The following is a 19,414-nucleotide window of genomic DNA, read 5'->3' as shown; positions in this document are numbered from 1 at the left end:
CGGGTCCCGATCCCATCTGCCCCACTAGCACCGACTTCGGTGTGGCACCCGCGAGCGGAACACGGGTACCCGCCGGAGACGCCGGTGCGGCACGATAGAGGGACGATCCCTCGAGCATCATCCATGCCGACTACAGGAGCGGAAGTTGACCACCGAGTTCGCCCGCAACGATCTGGCCAAAACCTCAAGCAGCACAAGCGAACCCGATCGCGTTCGGGTGATCCGGGAGGGTGTCGCGTCGTATCTGCCCGACATCGATCCGGAGGAAACCTCCGAGTGGCTGGAGTCGTTCGACGACCTGCTGGCGCGCTCGGGGCCCGCGCGGGCGCGTTATCTGATGCTGCGCATGCTCGAGCGCGCCAGCGAGCAGCGGGTCTCGATCCCCGCGCTGACGTCGACCGATTACGTCAACACCATCCCCACCGAACTGGAACCGTGGTTTCCCGGCGACGAGGACGTGGAGCGGCGCTTCCGCACCTGGATCAGGTGGAACGCGGCCATCATGGTGCACCGCGCGCAACGGCCCGGTGTCGGCGTCGGCGGCCACATCTCGACATATGCGTCCTCCGCGGCGCTCTACGAGGTCGGCTTCAACCACTTCTTCCGCGGCAAATCGCACCCCGGCGGCGGCGACCAGGTGTTCATCCAGGGGCACGCCTCCCCCGGCATCTATGCCCGCGCCTTCCTCGAGGGCCGGCTGAGCAGCGACCGCATGGACGGCTTCCGCCAGGAACACAGCCACGCCGGCGGCGGCCTGCCGTCCTACCCGCACCCACGCCTGATGCGCGACTTCTGGGAATTCCCCACGGTGTCGATGGGGCTGGGTCCGATGAACGCCATCTACCAGGCCCGGTTCAACCACTACCTGCACGACCGCGGCATCAAGGACACCTCCGATCAGCACGTGTGGGCCTTCCTGGGCGACGGCGAGATGGACGAGCCGGAAAGCCGCGGGCTGATCCAGGTGGCCGCCAACGAAGCGCTGGACAACCTGACCTTCGTCATCAACTGCAACCTGCAGCGTCTGGACGGCCCGGTGCGCGGCAACGGCAAGATCATCCAGGAGCTGGAGTCCTTCTTCCGCGGGGCCGGCTGGAACGTCATCAAGGTCGTGTGGGGCCGCGAGTGGGATGCGCTGCTGCACGCCGACCGCGACGGCGCGCTGGTGAACCTGATGAACACCACGCCCGACGGTGACTTCCAGACATACAAGGCCAATGACGGCGCCTACGTGCGCGACCACTTCTTCGGCCGCGACCCGCGCACCAAGGCGCTCGTCGAGAAGATGAGCGACTCCGAGATCTGGAACCTCAAGCGCGGCGGTCACGACTACCGCAAGGTCTACGCCGCCTACCACGCCGCCGTCGCGCACAAGGGCCAGCCCACGGTCATCCTGGCCAAGACCATCAAGGGCTACTCGCTGGGCGCGCACTTCCAGGGCCGCAATGCCACCCATCAGATGAAAAAGCTTGCGGCCGAAGACCTCAAGCACTTTCGCGACGCAATGCGGATCCCCATCACCGACGCCCAGCTCGAGGAGGACCCGTACCTGCCGCCGTACTACCACCCCGGCCCGGACGCCCCCGAGATCCGCTACCTGCTGGACCGCCGGCGGACCCTGGGCGGATTCGTCCCCGAACGCCGCACCAAGGCCAAGGCGCTCAAGCTGCCCAGCCGCGATGTGTACAAGGCGCTGAAGAAGGGGTCCGGCAACCAGGAGGTCGCCACCACCATGGCACTGGTACGCACCTTCAAAGAACTGTTGCGGGACAAGGAGATCGGCCACCGCATCGTCCCCATCATCCCCGACGAGGCCCGCACCTTCGGGATGGACTCGTGGTTCCCGTCGCTGAAGATCTACAACCGCAACGGCCAGCTCTACACCGCTGTGGACGCCGAACTGATGCTGGCGTACAAGGAAAGCGAAGTGGGCCAGATCCTGCACGAAGGCATCAACGAGGCCGGCTCGGTGGGTTCGTTCACCGCGGTCGGCACCTCGTACGCCACCCACGACGAGCCGATGATCCCGCTCTACATCTTCTATTCGATGTTCGGGTTCCAGCGCACCGGCGACAGCCTGTGGGCCGCGGCCGACCAGATGGCCCGCGGGTTCGTGCTGGGTGCCACGGCTGGGCGCACCACGTTGGTCGGCGAGGGCCTGCAGCACGCCGACGGGCATTCGCTGCTGCTGGCGGCCACCAATCCGGCCGTGGTGTCCTACGACCCGGCGTTCGCCTACGAGATCGCCTACATCGTGGAGAGCGGTTTGGCGCGGATGTTCGGCAAAGACCCGGAGAACGTCTACTTCTACATCACCCTGTACAACGAGCCCTACCCACAGCCGCCGGAACCGGAGAACTTCGACCCCGAAGGCCTGCTGCGCGGCATCTACCGCTACCGCGCGGCGAAGGAAAAGCGCTCCAGCACGGCCCAGATCCTGGTGTCCGGCGTCGGGATGCCCTCGGCGCTCAAAGCCGCCGAGATGCTCGCCGAGGAGTGGGACGTGGCCGCCGACGTGTGGTCGGTGACCAGCTGGGGCGAGCTCAACCGCGACGGGGTGGAGATCGAGAAGCAGCGGCTGCGTCATCCCGACAAGCCGGCGGGCGAGGCCTACGTGACGAAGGCGCTGAAGGACACGCGAGGCCCGGTGGTGGCCGTGTCGGACTGGATGCGCGCGGTCCCCGAGCAGATCCGGCCGTGGGTGCCTGGCACCTACGTGACGCTGGGTACCGACGGGTTCGGCTTCTCCGACACCCGGCCCGCCGCACGGCGCTACTTCAACACCGACGCCGAATCGACCGTGGTGGCGGTGCTCGAGGCACTGGCCCGCGACGGGGAGATCGACCCGTCGGTGGCCGTCACGGCCGCCCGGCAGTACAAGATCGACGACGTCCAGGCCGCCCCCGAGCAGACGTCCGACCCCGGCGTGGCGTAGGCCTGCGGGTTCTCTCGTCGAATGCGCGGCCCGCCGCACCCTCGGTGCCGAGTGTGCAGCTAGCCGCACACTCGCGCTGGGGGCGACCAGCCCTTTAGCGGACTCCGACAGAAAAAGGGCGTAGCTTTTAGGAGTGGGCGACAACAACTTGGCGCAGCAGCTCGGGCGTCCCCGGTCGCCGCTGGAGCTGCTGGACACCGTGCCGGACTCCCTGCTGCGCAGGTTGAAGCAGTACTCGGGCCGGCTGGCCACCGAAGCGGTGTCGGCCATGCAGGAGCGGCTGCCGTTCTTCGCCGATCTGGAAGCCTCCCAGCGCGCGAGCGTGGCCCTGGTGGTCCAGACGGCCGTGGTCCACTTCGTGGAGTGGATGCAGGACCCGCACAGCGACGTCAGCTACACCGCGCAGGCCTTCGAACTGGTGCCTCAGGACCTCACCCGGCGCATCGCGCTGCGCCACACCGTGGACATGGTGCGGGTCACCATGGAGTTCTTCGAGGAAGTGGTGCCGCTGCTGGCCCGCACCGAGGAGCAGCTGACCGCGTTGACCGTCGGGATCCTGAAGTACAGCCGCGACCTGGCGTTCACCGCCGCCACCGCCTACGCCGACGCCGCCGAGGCCCGGGGCACCTGGGACAGCCGGATGGAGGCCAGCGTCGTCGACGCGGTGGTCCGCGGTGACACCGGTCCGGAACTGCTCTCCCGGGCGGCCGCGCTGAACTGGGACACCACCGCGCCGGCCACCGTCATCGTGGGAACCCCGGCACCCGGACGCGCCGACGGCGAGGCCGGCAGCGAGCGCGCCAGCCAGGATCTGCGCGACATCGCCACCCGACACGGCCGGGCGGCCCTGACCGACGTGCACGGCACCTGGCTGGTCGCCATCGTCTCCGGTCAGCTGTCGCTCACCGACAAGTTCCTCAAGGACATCTTGGTGGCCTTCGCCGACGAACCGGTAGTGATCGGGCCGACGGCACCCATGCTCACCGCGGCCTATCACAGCGCCAGCGAGGCCATCTCGGGGATGAACGCGGTGGCCGGCTGGCGCGGGGCCCCGCGGCCGGTGCTGGCCCGGGAACTGCTTCCGGAACGGGCCCTGATGGGTGACGCGTCGGCGATCGTGGCGCTGCACACCGACGTCATGCGGCCGCTGGCCGACGCCGGGCCGACGCTCGTCGAAACCCTGGACGCTTTCTTAGATTCGGGCGGCGCTATTGAGGCTTGTGCCAGGAAGTTGTTCGTTCATCCAAACACCGTGCGCTACCGGTTGAAGCGGATCACCGACTTCACCGGGCGTGATCCCACCCAACCACGGGACGCGTACGTCCTGCGGGTGGCGGCGACGGTGGGCCAGCTGAACTACCCGACGCAGAGTCCCAGCGCCGCCAACAACACGGTGCCACAGCTTTCGTCGCCGGTCAGAGGGGGTTCCGGAGCCGTTTCCGGCCGATAGTGATTTAGATGACAGGTAGCGGGTGTATCTCAAACACGTAGCTTACGGAGCTATTTTGTAGGAGGTATACAAAAACCTAAGACCAGGTTCATAATCTGTTACACCCCGCAAAACCGTCTTCACAGTGTTCTCTTAGACACGTGATCGCTTTGCTTGCGCCCGGACAGGGCTCTCAAACTGAGGGAATGCTGTCGCCATGGCTGGAACTGCCAGGCGCGGCGGACCAGATTTCGGCATGGTCGACGGCCAGCGGCCTGGACCTGGCGCGCCTGGGCACCACGGCGTCGATCGAGGAGATCACCGACACCGCCATCGCCCAGCCGCTGATCGTTGCGGCCACCCTGCTGGCCCACCAGGAGCTGACCCGGCGCGGGCTGCTGTCCGGTCAGGATTTCATCGTCGCGGGCCACTCCGTCGGCGAGATCGCGGCCTACGCGATCGCCGGTGTGCTGGCCGCCGATGACGCCGTCATGCTGGCCGCCACCCGCGGCGCCGAGATGGCCAAGGCGTGTGCCGCCGAGCCCACCGGCATGTCGGCCGTGCTCGGCGGCGACGAGTCGGAGGTGCTTGCCCGGCTCGAGCAACTCGACCTGGTCCCTGCCAACCGCAACGCCGCCGGCCAGATCGTCGCCGCCGGACGGCTGACCGCGCTGGAGAAGCTTGCCGAGGACCCGCCCGCCAAGGCCCGCGTCCGCGCGCTGGGTGTGGCCGGAGCGTTCCACACCGAGTTCATGGCGCCGGCCCTGGACGGCTACGCCGCGGCCGCGGCCGGCATCGCGACCGCCGAGCCCACGGCCACGCTGCTGTCCAACTACGACGGAAAGCCGGTGAGTTCTGCCGCCGCGGCGATGCAGACCCTGGTATCTCAGCTGACCCGGCCGGTGCGCTGGGATCTGTGCACGGCTTACATCCGTGAGCAGAATGTCTCGGCGATCGTGGAGTTCCCGCCCGCGGGCACCCTCACCGGTATCGCCAAACGCGAACTTCGGGGGGTTCCGACGCGAGCCGTCAAGTCACCCGCAGATCTGGACGAGCTGGCGAATCTCTAACCGCCCGCTTCGCCCCAGAAACCAAGTACGTCAAATCGGTTTACACACAACACATTACGAAGGGAACTAACTGTGGCCGTCAGTCAGGAAGAAATCATCGCCGGTATCGCCGAGATCATCGAAGAGGTCACCGGTATCGAGCCGTCGGAGGTCACCCCGGAGAAGTCGTTCGTCGACGACCTGGACATCGACTCGCTGTCGATGGTGGAGATCGCCGTGCAGACCGAGGACAAGTACGGCGTGAAGATCCCGGACGAGGACCTCGCCGGTCTGCGCACCGTCGGTGACGTCGTCGCCTACATCCAGAAGCTCGAGGAAGAGAACCCCGAGGCTGCCGAGGCGCTGCGCGCCAAGCTGGAGACGGACAACCCCGAGGCTGCTGCCAACGTCAAGGCGAGGCTGGAAGCGGACAGCAAGTGACCAAGCCTTCCACTGCTAATGGCGGTTACCCCAGCGTTGTGGTAACCGCCGTCGCGGCGACGACATGCCTCGCGCCGGACATCGAGAGCACGTGGAAGGGCTTGCTGGCCGGCGAAAGCGGCATCCACGTTCTCGAAGACGACTTCGTCTCCAAGTGGGACCTGCCGGCCAAGATCGGCGGTCACCTCAAGGAACCGGTCGACATCCACATGGGCCGACTGGACATGCGACGCATGTCGTATGTCCAGCGGCTCGCCAAGTGGCTGAGCGGCCAGTTGTGGGAGTCCGCCGGCAGCCCTGAGGTCGATCCCGATCGCTTCAGCGTCGTGGTGGGCACCGGTCTGGGTGGCGCCGAGCGGATCGTCGAGAGCTATGACCTGATGAACGAGGGCGGCCCCCGCAAGGTGTCGCCGCTCGCCGTTCAGATGATCATGCCCAACGGCGCCGCCGCGGTGGTCGGCCTGCAACTCGGTGCCCGCGCCGGCGTGATCACGCCGGTGTCGGCCTGTTCGTCGGGCTCGGAGGCCATCGCCCACGCGTGGCGTCAGATCGTCATGGGTGACGCTGACTTCGCGGTGTGCGGCGGCGTCGAAGGACCCATCGAAGCGCTGCCCATCGCGGCGTTCTCGATGATGCGGGCCATGTCCACGCGCAACGACGAGCCCGAGCGGGCGTCGCGGCCGTTCGACAAGGACCGGGACGGGTTCGTGTTCGGCGAGGCCGGAGCGATGATGATCATCGAGACCGAGGAGCATGCCAAGGCACGTGGCGCCAAGCCACTGGCCCGCCTGATGGGCGCCGGCATCACTTCGGACGCCTTCCACATGGTCGCCCCTGCCGCCGACGGCACTCGTGCCGGCGGGGCAATGCGACGGGCGATGGAGTTGGCGGGCTTGTCCCCCAGCGACATCGACCATGTCAACGCGCACGGCACCGCGACACCTATCGGTGACACTGCCGAGGCCAATGCGATCCGGGTCGCCGGATGCGAAAACGCCGCCGTCTATGCGCCGAAATCGGCGCTCGGGCACTCGATCGGCGCCGTTGGCGCGCTCGAATCGGCGCTCACGGTGCTGACCCTTCGGGACGGAGTCATACCACCGACGTTGAACTATGAGACCCCGGACCCAGAGATCGATTTGGACGTGGTCGCCGGTGAGCCTCGCTACGGCGAGTACCGCTACGCGATCAACAACTCGTTCGGGTTCGGCGGCCACAATGTGGCGCTCGCTTTTGGACGCTACTGAGTGGCGCTGTTAAGTACGGAAGGAACGTGGCACAAGCCATGACAGAGCTGGTTACCGGGAAAGCCTTCCCGAATATTGTCGTTACCGGCATTGCCATGACGACCGCATTGGCAACCGACGCCGAGAACACGTGGAAGTGTCTGCTCGACGGGCAAAGTGGCATTCGGGTTCTCGAGGACGATTTCGTCGAGGAGTTCGACCTGCCGGTGAAGATCGGCGGGCACCTGCTCGAGGAGTTCGACAGTCAACTGACGCGAATCGAGCTGCGCCGCACGGGTTATCTGCAGCGGATGTCCACCATCCTGGGACGTCGGGTGTGGGAGAACGCCGGTTCACCGGAGGTCGACACCAACCGGCTGATGGTCTCCATCGGCACCGGGCTGGGTTCGGCCGAAGAGCTGGTCTTCGGGTACGACGAGATGCGGGTGCGCGGTTTCCGTGCGATCTCCCCGCTGACCGTGCAGAAGTACATGCCCAACGGCGCGGCCGCGGCGGTGGGCCTGGAACGGCACGCCAAGGCCGGAGTGATGACTCCGATCTCGGCGTGTGCGTCCGGGGCCGAGGGCATCGCCCGTGCCTGGCAGCAGGTTGCGCTGGGTGAGGCCGACATCGCGATCTGCGGTGGTGTGGAGACCAAGATCGAGGCGGTGCCGATCGCCGGTTTCGCCAACATGCGAATCGTGATGTCCACCAACAACGATGACCCGCAGGGCGCGTGCCGCCCGTTCGACAAGGACCGGGACGGTTTCGTGTTCGGTGAGGCCGCCGCGTTGATGGTGATCGAGACCGAGGAGCACGCCAAGGCCCGGGGTGCCAACATCCTGGCCCGCATCATGGGCGCGAGCATCACCTCGGACGGCTTCCACATGGTGGCGCCCGACCCCAACGGAATCCGGGCCGGGCACGCGATCACGCGGGCAATCCAGCTCGCCGGCCTGCAGCCGAGCGACATCAGCCACGTCAACGCTCACGCCACCGGCACTCAGGTCGGCGACGTGGCCGAGGGCAGGGCGATCAACAACGCGCTCGGCAGCAACCACCCGGCGGTGTTCGCACCGAAGGGTGCGCTGGGGCACTCGGTGGGTGCGGTCGGCGCGGTCGAGTCGATCCTGACCGTGCTCGCATTGCGGGATCAGGTCATCCCGCCGACACTGAACCTGGTCAACCTCGACCCCGAGATCGACCTGGACGTGGTGGCCGGCAAGCCCCGATCCGGGAATTACGAGTACGCGATCAACAACTCGTTCGGGTTCGGCGGTCACAACGTGGCGATCGCTTTCGGGCGTTACTAGAAAGCTCCAAGGATCACGGGATAAACCCAGAGCACCACAGGCGAACTAGGAGATCTGCGATGACAATCATGGCCCCCGAGGCGGTTGGCGAGTCGCTCGACCCCCGCGATCCGCTGTTGCGTCTGAGCAACTTCCTCGACGACGGCAGCATCGAGCTGCTGCACGAGCGGGACCGCTCGGGCGTGCTCGCCGCGGCCGGGACCGTCAATGGCGTACGGACAGTGGCGTTCTGCACCGACGGCACCGTGATGGGTGGCGCCATGGGCGTCGAGGGTTGTGCGCACATCGTCAACGCCTACGACACCGCCATCGAGGAGCAGTGCCCGATCGTGGGCATCTGGCACTCCGGTGGTGCCCGGCTCGCCGAAGGCGTCAAGGCGCTGCACGCGGTCGGTCTCACCTTCGAGGCCATGATCCGGGCGTCCGGTTACATCCCGCAGATCTCGGTGGTCGTCGGCTTCGCCGCCGGCGGCGCCGCCTACGGGCCCGCCCTGACCGACGTCATTGTGATGGCGCCGGAAAGCCGGGTCTTCGTCACCGGGCCGGACGTGGTTCGTAGCGTCACCGGCGAGGACGTCGACATGGCGTCCCTGGGTGGGCCCGAAACCCACCACAAGAAGTCCGGGGTGTGCCACATCGTCGCCGACGACGAGCTGGACGCCTACGAGCGCGGTCGCCGGCTGGTCGGATTGTTCTGCCAGCAGGGACATTTCGACCGTAGCAAGGCCGAGGCCGGCGACACCGACATCCGGGCGCTGCTGCCGGAGTCGTCGCGACGGGCCTACGACGTGCACCCGATCGTCACCGCGGTGCTCGACGCAGAGGCTCCTTTCGAGGAGTTCCAGGCCAAGTGGGCGCCGTCGATGGTGGTCGGCCTGGGCCGGTTGTCGGGTCGCACGGTCGGCGTGCTGGCCAACAACCCGCTGCGGCTGGGCGGCTGCCTGAACTCCGAAAGTGCGGAGAAGGCCGCGCGTTTCGTGCGCCTGTGCGACGCGTTCGGCATTCCGCTGGTGGTCATCGTCGACGTGCCGGGTTACCTGCCCGGTGTCGACCAGGAGTGGGGCGGTGTAGTGCGACGCGGCGCCAAGCTGCTGCACGCCTTCGGTGAGGCCACGGTTCCGCGGGTCACCCTGGTGACGCGAAAGATCTACGGCGGGGCCTACATTGCGATGAACTCCCGTTCGCTCAACGCGACGAAGGTGTTCGCCTGGCCGGACGCCGAGGTCGCGGTCATGGGCGCCAAGGCCGCCGTCGGCATCCTGCACAAGCGCAAGCTGGCCGCCGCCCCGGACCACGAGCGCGAGGCACTGCACGACGAGTTGGCCGCCGAGCACGAGCGCATCGCCGGTGGGGTGGACAGCGCCATCGACATCGGCGTGGTGGACGAGAAGATCGACCCCTCGCACACCCGCAGCAAGCTCACCGAGGCGCTGGCTCAGGCGCCGGCACGCCGCGGCCGCCACAAGAACATCCCGCTGTAACAGTTCCCCCGCGAGCAGTCGCAAAGTCGCACGTTTCCCTTCGGGAACGTGCGACTTTGCGTCTGCTCACCCCCTCACCCCAGCGCCAGGATCCTTCCGAGCGCCTGTTGCAGTGCTGCAGCGGGGTCGGGCGGCAACTCCTCGGACCGCCATCCCACGAAGTCGTCGGGGCGCACCAGCAGGGCTCCCGTCGCGCCTAAATCGGTGACGGCCAACCACTCTGGCTCATCGATGCGTTGCATGGCGACCTCCAGACGGTCCGCCGCGGCACGCCACCGCTCGTCGGCCGACAGCACCGTGAACCGGGGACCCAACAGGTCGAGTGTGGAAACCCGCCGACCGTCGCGGTCCAGCCACACATGCGGAACACGCGTGCCCGGTTGCCCCCGCAATTCCGGTACCAACTCGAGGTTCCCGGAGTCCGGGTCGTCGGTCAGCACCGCAGCCGAGCGGTACCGGTAACCGATCAACAGCTCGAACATCGAGCACTCTTCGTCGGGCGCCAATTGCGGCCGCTCGTCGCCTAATTCGAGCGCGGCCAGCGTCGGGCCGCTCAGCGACTGGTGGGCCGCGAACCGGCCGACCGGGTGCCGCTCGCGGTGGTAGGTGTCCAGCAGCGCCGGCCCGGCTCGTCCGTGCAGAACGGCAGCCAGCTTCCAGGCCAGGTTGTGCGCACTCTGAATGGCGGTGTTGGCTCCCCCGGCCTTGAACGGCGGCATGGTGTGCGCACAATCGCCGACCAGAAGGACACGGCCACAGCGGAACTCATCGGCCACCTGTTCGTAGGGCTGCCACGACGCGATCTCGATGATCTGCACCTCGGCCTGCTCGCCGATCGCCGCGGTCACCAACTCGGCGCACCGGTCAGGTGTGAATTGTTGGGCTGTCTCGCCTTTGGCGGGAAAGTAGGTCGTGATGAACATGCCGCGGTCCTCGTCGATCGCGAGGAAGATCCCCGGCGCGGCCGGGTTGCTGATCTGCACGGCATCGCCGGTGTTGACGTAGGGGGCGAACGTGCGCCAGGCGGCCCGAAAGTAGATGAAGACGACGAAGATCGGCAGCGCCCCGTACCCGGAAGTCGGGATCGACAGCGCCTTGCGGATCGGACTGTGCACGCCGTCGGCAGCGATCAGATACTCGGCTCGCACAGTCTGCGTGCTGCCCGAATCCCGTTCCGCGACAGTGGCGGTGACACCCTGGTCGTCCGCCTGAAACGAAACGAGCTCCGTACCGTACCGGACTTCGCTGCCGCGACTTCGCGTCGCTCGCAACAACATCGGCTCCGACTCGCTCTGCGGACAGTACTGCGCGGCAGGTTCGGGACTCACCGCGTCCAGGCCGCCGAAGATTGCGTCCATGTCGATCGCCGGGCGCCCCGGGTCCGTGCTGGCCAGCGTCGGCTTCACCACCATGGTCGACACCCGACCGGCCACCGCGTGTACCTCGTCGCCCAGTCCGAGCCCGCGCAGGATTTCCAGGCTCCGGAAGCTCAGATTGCGCGCCTTGGGGTAGATGAACGTCTCAAGGCGCCGGTCGATCAGCAACGAGCGCACGCCGTGCTGGGCAAGCAACGCCGACGTCGCCAGGCCACCCACCCCGGCTCCGACGATCAATACCCGAGGGTCCTCCCCCGTCACGGTTACGAAACTACAACTCGCGCACGGTTGTCGCGAGAGTCAGCGCAGGGCTCCCAGGAACTCCTCAGCCACGGCGACCACCTTGTCGCGGTCCCTCTGCACCAGCCCAATGCGGGTGCGCCGGTCGAGGATGTCACCGACTTCCAGTGCACCCTCGTGGGTTACCGCGTACTCGAACTCCGCGCGGGTCACGTCGATCCCGTCGGCGACCGGCTCGGTGGGCCGCTCACACGTGGCCACCGCGACGACGTTCGCCGCCTCGGCGCCGTACCGCGCCACCATGGAGGCCGGCACGCTACCCGGGCCCGCGGCGGGCCCGGGATTGGCCGCGGCCCCGATCAGCGGGAGGTTACGGGTCCGGCACTCCCCGGCCCGCAGCTGGCGCACCTTGACCGCCCGGTTGAGCACATCCTCTGCCATGTAACGGTATTCGGTGAGCTTGCCCCCCACCACGCTGATCACCCCGGTCGGCGACTCGAAGATGGCGTGATCACGCGAGACGTCGGCGGTGCGCCCTTCGCCGGTGTCGATCAGCGGCCGCAGCCCGGCGTAGGAGCCGATCACATCCGCGGAAGAAACGGTGGTCCCCAGCGCCGTGTTGACCGTGTCGAGCAGGAATGCGATCTCCGCCGAAGACGGCTCCGGTACATCGGGAATCGGACCGGGCGCGTCCTCGTCGGTCAGCCCGAGGTAGATCCGGCCGAGCTGCTCGGGCATCGCGAACACGAACCTGTTCACTTCGCCGGGGATTGGAATGGTCAGCGCCGCAGTCGGATTGCCGAACGTGGCCGCGTCGAAAACCAGATGCGTTCCCCGGCTTGGCCGTAACTTCAATGCCGGGTCGATGTCACCACCCCACACGCCCGCGGCGTTGATCACCGCGCCGGACTTCACCTCGAACGACTCCCCGGTCCGCTGGTCGGTCAGCCGCACCGAGGTGGCGGTGGCATCGGAGGCTGCGACGTAGGTGAGGATCCGGGCGCCGTGCTGGGCCGCGGTACGCGCCACCGCCGCCACCAGCCGGGCGTCGTCGATCAACTGCCCGTCGTAGTTGAGCAGCCCGCCCGCCAGGCCGTCACGCTGGACGGTCGGCGCCAACTCCGCCACCCGTTGCGCGGAGATCCGCCGCGACCGCGGCAGCGTCGACGACGACGTTCCCGCCAGCACCCGCAGCGCGTCGCCGGCCAGGAAGCCGACGCGCACCAGGGCGCGGTTGAAGTGGTTCATCGCCGGCAACAGCGGAACCAGTTGCGGCATGGCATGAACAAGGTGTGGGGCGTTGCGCGACATCAGGATTCCGCGCTCGATGGCGCTGCGCCGGGCGATGCCGATGTTGCCGCTGGCCAGGTAACGGAGCCCGCCGTGCACCAGTTTGGAGCTCCACCGGCTGGTGCCGAACGCCAGGTCGTGCTTTTCCACCAGCACCGTGCGCAGGCCCCGGGACGCGGCGTCCAGGGCGATGCCGGCGCCGGTGATGCCGCCACCGATCACGACGACGTCCACCTCGGCGCCATCGGCCAGTGCGGTCAGGTCCGCGGTACGACGGGCAGCATTGAGAGCGGTCAGGTTATCCATCAGGACAGGTATCCGTTCAGTGTGTAGGCGAGTTGGGTGGCCAGGGCCTCGTCGTCGAGGATCGGTTTGACGATGTCGGCGGATTGAATGGTGGACTGGGCGATCAGCAGGATCATGGTCGCGAACTGGCGGGGGTCACCGGGCCGGACGCTGCCCGCAAGTTGTGCTTCCGCGAGCCGCTGTGCCAGTCCCTCGATCAGGAACTGCTGGCTGACACCGAGGCGCTCGGTGATGTAGACCCGCGCCAACTCTGAGTGCATGACCGACATGATGAGCTCATCCCGGCGCAACCGGTCGGCGACCGCCACCACCTGCTTGACCAACGCCTCCCGGTCGTTGCCTTCGAACGGGACCTCGCGCATCACGTTGGCGATGTGGTCGGTCAGCAGCGTGGACATGATCGACTGGGTGTCCGGCCATCGGCGGTAGACCGTCGGGCGGCTCACCCCCGCCCGGCGGGCGATCTCGGCGAGCGTCACCCGATCCGCGCCGAAATCGACCACGCAGCTCGCCGCGGCAGCTAATATCCGATCCCCGGTATCCAAATTTGGGTCATTACTCATTGACACCATGTGTAATACTGTAACGCATGACGCACCTCGAGGAACTCCTTCCGCCAATGAAATGGAACGCGTGGGGGGATCCCGCCGCGGCCAAGCCACTCTCCGACGGGATCCGCGGCTTGCTGAAGCAGGTTGTGGGCCTTGCAGATTCGGATGAAGACGAGCTGCAGCCCGAAGAGGTGAAGCTGCGCCCGTGCGCCCTGTCGCAGGCCGACCAGGACGGGCTGGCCAAGATCGTCGGCGGCGAATTCTTCCGTACCGCCGACCGGGACCGGTTGCTGCGCGCCGGCGGCAAGTCCACCCCCGACATGCTGCGCCGCAAAGACCGCGGCGTCCAGGACGCGCCCGACGCGGTGCTGCTGCCCGGCGATGACGACACAGTTCTGGAGATCCTGCGCTACTGCTCCGACCACGGCATCGCGGTCGTCCCGTTCGGCGGCGGCACGAACGTCACCGGCGGACTGGACCCCACCCGTGGCCAGTTCTCCGCGGTGATCTCGCTGGATCTGCGCCGCTTCGACGAACTGCACTCGCTGGACAAGGTGTCCGGGATCGCCGAATTGGGTGGCGGCGTCACCGGTCCGGACGCCGAACGCCTCCTGGGCGAACAGGGCTTCTCTCTGGGGCACTTCCCGCAGAGCTTCGAGTACGCCACCATCGGCGGCTTCGCGGCGACCCGTTCGTCCGGACAGGACTCGGCCGGCTACGGCCGGTTCAACGACATGATCCTGGGACTGCGCATGGTCACCCCGGTCGGCATCTGGGACCTGGGCCGGGTGGCAGCCTCGGCGGCCGGCCCGGATCTGCGTCAGCTGGCAATCGGCTCGGAAGGCACCCTGGGGGTCATCACCAAGGTGCGGCTGCGGGTGCACCCGGTCCCCGAGACCACCCGCTACGAGGCGTGGTCCTTCCCGGATTTCGCGACCGGAGTCGCGGCCCTGCGGGCCATCACCCAGACCGGCACCGGCCCGACCGTCGTCCGCCTGTCCGATGAGGCGGAGACCGGGGTCAACCTCGCCACCCACGAGACGATCGGCGAAAACCAGAACGCCGGAGGATGTTTGGGCCTGACGCTGTTCGAGGGCACCAAGGAGCACGCCGAGAGCCGGCACGCGGAAACGCGCGCGCTGCTGGAAGCCAGCGGCGGCACCTCGCTCGGCGAAGGACCGGCCAGGACCTGGGAGCACGGCCGGTTCAGCGCACCCTACCTGCGCGATTCGATGCTGGCCGCCGGTGCGCTGTGCGAGACGCTGGAAACCGCCACCGACTGGTCCAACATCCCGGCCCTGAAGGCCGCCGTCACCGAAGCGCTGACCAGTTCACTCGCCGAGTCGGGCACCCCGGCGCTGGTGATGTGCCACGTGTCGCACGTCTACCCGACCGGTGCCTCGCTGTACTTCACCATCGTGGCCGGGCAGCGCGGCAATCCGCTCGAGCAGTGGTGGGCCGCCAAGAAGGCCGCGTGCGACGCGATCATGGCCACCGGCGGAACCATCACCCACCACCACGCCGTCGGCGCCGACCACCGGGCCTGGATGCGCGAGGAGGTCGGTGACCTCGGTGTGCAGTTGTTGCGCGCGGCCAAGGCCACCCTGGATCCAGCCGGAATTCTCAACCCCGGCAAGCTGATTCCGTGACGCAGCAGTCCCCCGTCCTGAGCCGGCGCGAGATCGCGAAGATCACCGCGCTGACCAATCCCCTCTCTGGGCACGGCGCCGCGATCGAGGCGGCGCAACGTGCGATCGCCCGTTTCCACAAGCGCGGGATCGAGGTGGTCGAGATCATCGGCGACGGCGCCGAGGACGCCCGCTTTCTGGTCGCCGCGGCATTGGAGAAGGGCACCGACGCCGTCGTCGTCACCGGCGGCGACGGCGTCATCTCCAACGCGCTGCAGGTGCTGGCCCAGACCGATGTGCCGCTGGGCGTCATCCCGGCCGGCACCGGAAACGACCATGCGCGCGAATTCGGGATTCCCACCAAGGATCCCGAGGCCGCCGCGGATGTCGTGGTGGACGGCTGGACGGAAACCATTGACCTGGGCCGCATCAAGGACCAGCACGGCGTCAACAAGTGGTTCGGCACCGTGGCGGCAACGGGATTCGACTCGTTGGTGACCGACCGGGCCAACCGGATGACCTGGCCGCACGGGCGGATGCGGTACTACATCGCGATGCTTGCCGAACTGTCGCAGTTGCGGCTGCTGCCGTTCCGGTTGGTGCTGGACGGGCAGCAGGTGATCGAAACCGACCTGACGATGACCGCTTTCGGCAACACCCGCAGCTACGGCGGCGGAATGCTGATCTGTCCCAACGCCGATCGGTCGGACGGCCTGCTCGACCTCACCATGGTGAGATCGGAGTCGCGGACGAAGCTCATCCGCTTCTTCCCCACCGCTTTGAAGGGCACGCACGTCGGACTCGACGAGGTCACCACCGCACGGGCCAAGACCGTCGAAGTCGAATGCCCAGGAATCAACGTGTACGCCGACGGCGACTACGCCTGTCCACTGCCGGCCGAGATCTCGGCGGTACCGGCCGCGCTGCAGGTGCTGCGGCCGGCCCACCACGTGTAACGAACCGGTCACGCGATGCGACATGTTCAGCATGTCAGCTTTGGGCAAGGCAGCGTGGGCCGTGGTGGTGGCCGCCGTTCCGCTGTGCGTGGCTCCGGCGGCCCACGCGGGTGAAGTCGCTTCCTGGAACGGCGAATACCTCGTCGTGCTGGGCGCCAACGCTAAGTCCGGCACCAGCGTGGCGGCCGGTCAACCGGAGTTCGCGCACCGTTCCACCGTCTCGTTCACCTCGAACTGCGCCGCGGGTGTCTGCGTCGCGACGGTCGACAACCCGCCCGCGCCGAAGAACGAATCGATGCCGCGCACAATCGAATTCACCTGGAACGGGTCACAGTGGGTGCGCGAGATGACGTGGAAATGGGACTGCCTGCTGCCGGACGGCACCATCGAGTACGACCCGGCGAAGTCGATAACGGTCTACACCCCAGGGCAATACGGCATTCTCACCGGCGTCTTACACACCGACATCGCCAGCGGCACGTGTCAGGGCAATGTCGATATGCCGGTGTCGGCCAAGCCCATTTCCGGTCCGGTCACCTAACCCCGCCGAGCAGAAGCAAAATCGCCCGGGAGCGTGCGCTCCAAGGGCGATTTTGCGTCTGCTCGCGGGGCGAACGCTAGCCGACTCCGCGGCTTAGCCAGGTGACCTCACCGGCGTCGCCACCGTCGCGGTACGGCTCGAGGGCCTCATCCCAGGCGGTGCCGAGCACCGAATCCATCTCGGCGGCAAGAGTATCGGCGCCCTGGGCCATCAGCGTGCGCAACCGCATCTCGCCCACCATGATGTCGCCGTTGGCGCTCATCGGCCCGCTCCACAACCCCAGCTGCGGGGTGTGGCTGAACCGGTGCCCGTCGACGCCGGGGCTGGGATCCTCGGTCACTTCGAACCGCAGCACCGACCACGAGCGCAACGCGTTCGCCAAGCGGGCGCCGGTACCGACCGGCCCAACCCAGTTGGTGACCGCGCGCAACTGCCCGGGCATGGCCGGCTGCGGCGTCCACACCAAATTCGCCTTGGCTTGCAAGGTCGACGACAACGCCCACTCGACATGCGGGCACACCGCCGCTGGCGAGGCGTGGACGTACACCACACCGGCCGTCACGTCGGCGAACTGATTCGACGCACGCATCTTCTTGCTCCTTCGGTTCCACGAGGGACGTCTTCCCCAACGACCTGGTGAACCCGATCAAGAGATACTGCGCGATATATTTTCTTGTGTCCTGCGTGTCTATTGTGCCTTGTGATACCTGTGTTGCGCTAGTGTGCATTTTCCTTTCCGGCGTACGCAGCTAAAACCGCGTCCGAAAGCGCCGGCCAGGGCTTCAGTGCCCACTCCCCGAAGTCGCGGTCGGTGAGCACCACCAGCGCCAGGTCAGCATCGGGATCCACCCAGATGAACCCGCCTGACTGGCCGAAATGACCGTAGGTGCGCACCGAGTTGCCCGCGCCCGTCCAGTGCGGCGACTTCGAATCCCGCAGCTCGAATCCCAGCCCCCAGTCGTTGGGCCGCTGGGACCCGTATCCCGGCAGCACCCCGTCGAGACCCGGGAACTGCACGGACGTCGCATCGGCGTGCATCTGCGCCGAAACCGTCGTCGGGCGCAGCAGGTCACCCGCGAACCGGACCAGGTCGTCGACCGTCGAGGTCGCGCCGTAGCCGGCGGTGTCGGCGCCCCCGTCGAGTCGCGTTGAGGTCATCCCCAGCGGCTCGCACACCGCCTCGGCGAGGTAGCGGCCGAACTCGATGCCCGACTCGTGCTCGATGGTCTGGGCCAGCACGGCGAACCCGTAGTTCGAATAGATGCGGCGGGTCCCGGGCCGCGCCAGCACGTCACCGGAAAGCATGGCCAGTCCGGAGGCGTGCGCGAGGAGGTGACGCACGGTGGACCCGGGCGGGCCGGCCTCGGTGTCGAGTTCGACGACGCCTTCCTCGACGGCGACCTGTGCGGCCCGCGCGACGATCGGCTTGGTGACCGACGCCAGCGCGAACTCGCGCACGGTGTCACCGTGGGTGGCCCGCACTCCGTCCGGGCCGACGACCGCGGCGGCGGCGTTGGGGACGGGCCAGTCGTCCAGAACGCTCAGGGCGCTCATTTGCGCGCGATGTAGTAGTTGTTGATCGGGTCCGACTCGACTTCGGCGACCACCACGTCACCGAAGCCGGCATCGGCCAGCATCGAGGTGGCCAGTTGCGTCCCCCAGGCCGCCCCCAGCCCGGCGCCGCCGTGGGCCAGCGACACCGTCATGCAGTGCATCAGAGACACCGTGTAGAGATAGGTGCTCATCGGTACGTCGACGTTGTCCTCGAGCCGACTCGATGCCTTGACGTCTGCCATCAGAAACACGCCGCCCGGCCTCAACGCGCGGTGGATGTTCTCCAGCACGCGCGCCGGTTGGGCCTGGTCGTGGATGGCGTCGAACACCACGATGACGTCGTAGACCGCCTCCTTGTCCAGCGTGGGCAGGTCGTGGCTTTCGAAGGTCACATTGGACAGACCGAGCCGCGCGGCCTCGTCGCGGCCGGCTGCGATCGCCTCCTCGGAGAAGTCGATACCGGTGAACCGGCTGGCCGGGAACGCCTGAGCCATCACGTTCACGGCATGTCCACTGCCGCAACCGAAGTCGGCGACGTCGGCACCCGATCGCAGGCGCTCCGGAAGACCGTCCACCAGCGGCAGCACCACATCGACAAGCCCGGCGTCGAACACCACACCACTCTGCTGAGCCATCAACGTGTGGAAGCGGGGATATTCGCTGTAGGGCAGCCCGCCGCCCGCCCGGAAGCAACCGAGGATCTTCTGCTCGACCTCGCTCAGCAGCGGCACGAACTGGGCCACCAGCGCGAGGTTGTTCGGCCCGGCCGCACTGGTCAGCACCGCCGCGCGCTGGGCCGGCAATGTGTAGGTCCCGCTCTCGGCGTCGTAATCGACCACGCGTCCGGTTGTCATGCCGCCCAACCACTCTCGGACATAGCGCTCTTCGAGCCCAGCGGCTTCGGCGATCTCTGCGCTGCTGGACGGCGGCAGTGCCGCCATGGTGTCCAGCAGCCCGGTCTGATGTCCCAGGCTCAGCAGCAGCGTGAGGCTCGCGTTGTCGATCGTCGACACCATCCGGTCGGTGAAGGCTTGGACAGTTTCGGGAACGGTCTCGGGTGCCGTCATGCGAAGCGACGCTACACCGTAGTTTGGAGGC

The 19,414-nt window shown here is 67.4% G+C and carries 16 protein-coding genes; 10 read left to right on the top strand and 6 right to left on the bottom strand.

What is annotated here, in order from left to right; all coding sequences use genetic code 11:
- The first annotated feature begins 145 nt into the window (after positions 1–145).
- The 7 genes from aceE (at position 146) to AO501_RS07850 (ending at position 9,874) form a co-directional block, all read left to right on the top strand.
- A complete protein-coding gene (gene aceE / locus AO501_RS07880; RefSeq protein ID WP_055577198.1) occupies positions 146–2,935 on the top strand; it encodes a pyruvate dehydrogenase (acetyl-transferring), homodimeric type in 2,790 nt (929 codons plus the stop codon).
- A 133-nt stretch (positions 2,936–3,068) separates the two neighbouring features.
- Entirely contained in the window at positions 3,069–4,385 is a 1,317-nt protein-coding gene (locus tag AO501_RS07875; protein ID WP_055577197.1) for a PucR family transcriptional regulator, read from the top strand.
- A gap of 140 nt (positions 4,386–4,525) precedes the next feature.
- Entirely contained in the window at positions 4,526–5,434 is a 909-nt protein-coding gene (locus AO501_RS07870) for an ACP S-malonyltransferase (protein ID WP_055577196.1), read from the top strand.
- Between the two features lie 72 nt (positions 5,435–5,506).
- Entirely contained in the window at positions 5,507–5,854 is a 348-nt protein-coding gene (gene acpM, locus AO501_RS07865) for a meromycolate extension acyl carrier protein AcpM (protein WP_055577195.1), read from the top strand.
- Positions 5,851–7,101 carry a 3-oxoacyl-ACP synthase KasA gene (kasA, locus tag AO501_RS07860; RefSeq protein ID WP_055577194.1) on the top strand — a complete coding sequence of 417 codons (1,251 nt, stop codon included), beginning with the start codon at positions 5,851–5,853 and terminating at the stop codon, positions 7,099–7,101. The genes acpM and kasA overlap by 4 nt, the downstream gene beginning before the upstream one ends.
- A gap of 38 nt (positions 7,102–7,139) precedes the next feature.
- A complete protein-coding gene (gene kasB, locus AO501_RS07855) occupies positions 7,140–8,393 on the top strand; it encodes a 3-oxoacyl-ACP synthase KasB (protein ID WP_055577193.1) in 1,254 nt (417 codons plus the stop codon).
- A 59-nt stretch (positions 8,394–8,452) separates the two neighbouring features.
- On the top strand, positions 8,453–9,874 hold the full coding sequence (locus AO501_RS07850) for an acyl-CoA carboxylase subunit beta (RefSeq protein ID WP_055577192.1): 1,422 nt from the start codon (positions 8,453–8,455) through the stop codon (positions 9,872–9,874).
- 74 nt (positions 9,875–9,948) lie between these two features.
- Here the strand turns inward: AO501_RS07850 and AO501_RS07845 are convergent, their stop codons facing one another.
- Genes AO501_RS07845 through AO501_RS07835 form a run of 3 tightly spaced genes read right to left on the bottom strand, consistent with a single transcriptional unit; the run spans position 9,949 to position 13,658 of the window.
- Complete coding sequence (locus AO501_RS07845; RefSeq protein ID WP_055577191.1) at positions 9,949–11,511, bottom strand: FAD-dependent monooxygenase; 1,563 nt, start codon at positions 11,509–11,511, stop codon at positions 9,949–9,951.
- Between the two features lie 39 nt (positions 11,512–11,550).
- Positions 11,551–13,086: a glycerol-3-phosphate dehydrogenase/oxidase gene (locus tag AO501_RS07840; RefSeq protein WP_156452388.1), complete on the bottom strand. Its 1,536-nt coding sequence runs from the start codon at positions 13,084–13,086 to the stop codon at positions 11,551–11,553.
- Complete coding sequence (locus AO501_RS07835) at positions 13,086–13,658, bottom strand: TetR/AcrR family transcriptional regulator (protein WP_055577189.1); 573 nt, start codon at positions 13,656–13,658, stop codon at positions 13,086–13,088. The genes AO501_RS07840 and AO501_RS07835 overlap by 1 nt, the downstream gene beginning before the upstream one ends.
- A gap of 47 nt (positions 13,659–13,705) precedes the next feature.
- On the opposite strand from AO501_RS07835, the gene AO501_RS07830 reads away from it, so the two are divergent.
- The 3 genes from AO501_RS07830 to AO501_RS07820 are packed head-to-tail and all read left to right on the top strand — an operon-like array spanning position 13,706 to position 16,762.
- Positions 13,706–15,286, top strand: a complete 1,581-nt coding sequence (locus AO501_RS07830) for an FAD-binding oxidoreductase (RefSeq protein ID WP_156452395.1) — start codon at positions 13,706–13,708, stop codon at positions 15,284–15,286.
- Positions 15,287–15,303: 17 nt separating this feature from the next.
- A complete protein-coding gene (locus AO501_RS07825; protein ID WP_156452394.1) occupies positions 15,304–16,221 on the top strand; it encodes a diacylglycerol kinase in 918 nt (305 codons plus the stop codon).
- A 31-nt stretch (positions 16,222–16,252) separates the two neighbouring features.
- Positions 16,253–16,762, top strand: coding sequence for a hypothetical protein (locus AO501_RS07820; RefSeq protein WP_055577238.1), 510 nt, complete (start codon positions 16,253–16,255; stop codon positions 16,760–16,762).
- A 76-nt stretch (positions 16,763–16,838) separates the two neighbouring features.
- On the opposite strand, the gene AO501_RS07815 is transcribed toward AO501_RS07820, so the two are convergent.
- The 3 genes from AO501_RS07815 to AO501_RS07805 form a co-directional block, all read right to left on the bottom strand.
- Complete coding sequence (locus AO501_RS07815; RefSeq protein WP_055577186.1) at positions 16,839–17,351, bottom strand: DUF3145 domain-containing protein; 513 nt, start codon at positions 17,349–17,351, stop codon at positions 16,839–16,841.
- Positions 17,352–17,479: 128 nt separating this feature from the next.
- On the bottom strand, positions 17,480–18,316 hold the full coding sequence (locus tag AO501_RS07810; protein WP_055577185.1) for a serine hydrolase domain-containing protein: 837 nt from the start codon (positions 18,314–18,316) through the stop codon (positions 17,480–17,482).
- Entirely contained in the window at positions 18,313–19,332 is a 1,020-nt protein-coding gene (locus AO501_RS07805) for a class I SAM-dependent methyltransferase (protein ID WP_371935004.1), read from the bottom strand. Before AO501_RS07805 ends, AO501_RS07810 begins: the two co-directional genes overlap by 4 nt.
- Positions 19,333–19,414: the final 82 nt, after the last annotated feature.

The sequence above is a fragment of the Mycobacterium gordonae genome (assembly GCF_001417955.2).
GTDB classification, from domain to species: domain Bacteria; phylum Actinomycetota; class Actinomycetes; order Mycobacteriales; family Mycobacteriaceae; genus Mycobacterium; species Mycobacterium gordonae_B.
The sequence above is the reverse complement of the archived record's forward strand: the minus strand, read 5'-3'. Positions and strand labels throughout refer to the sequence as shown.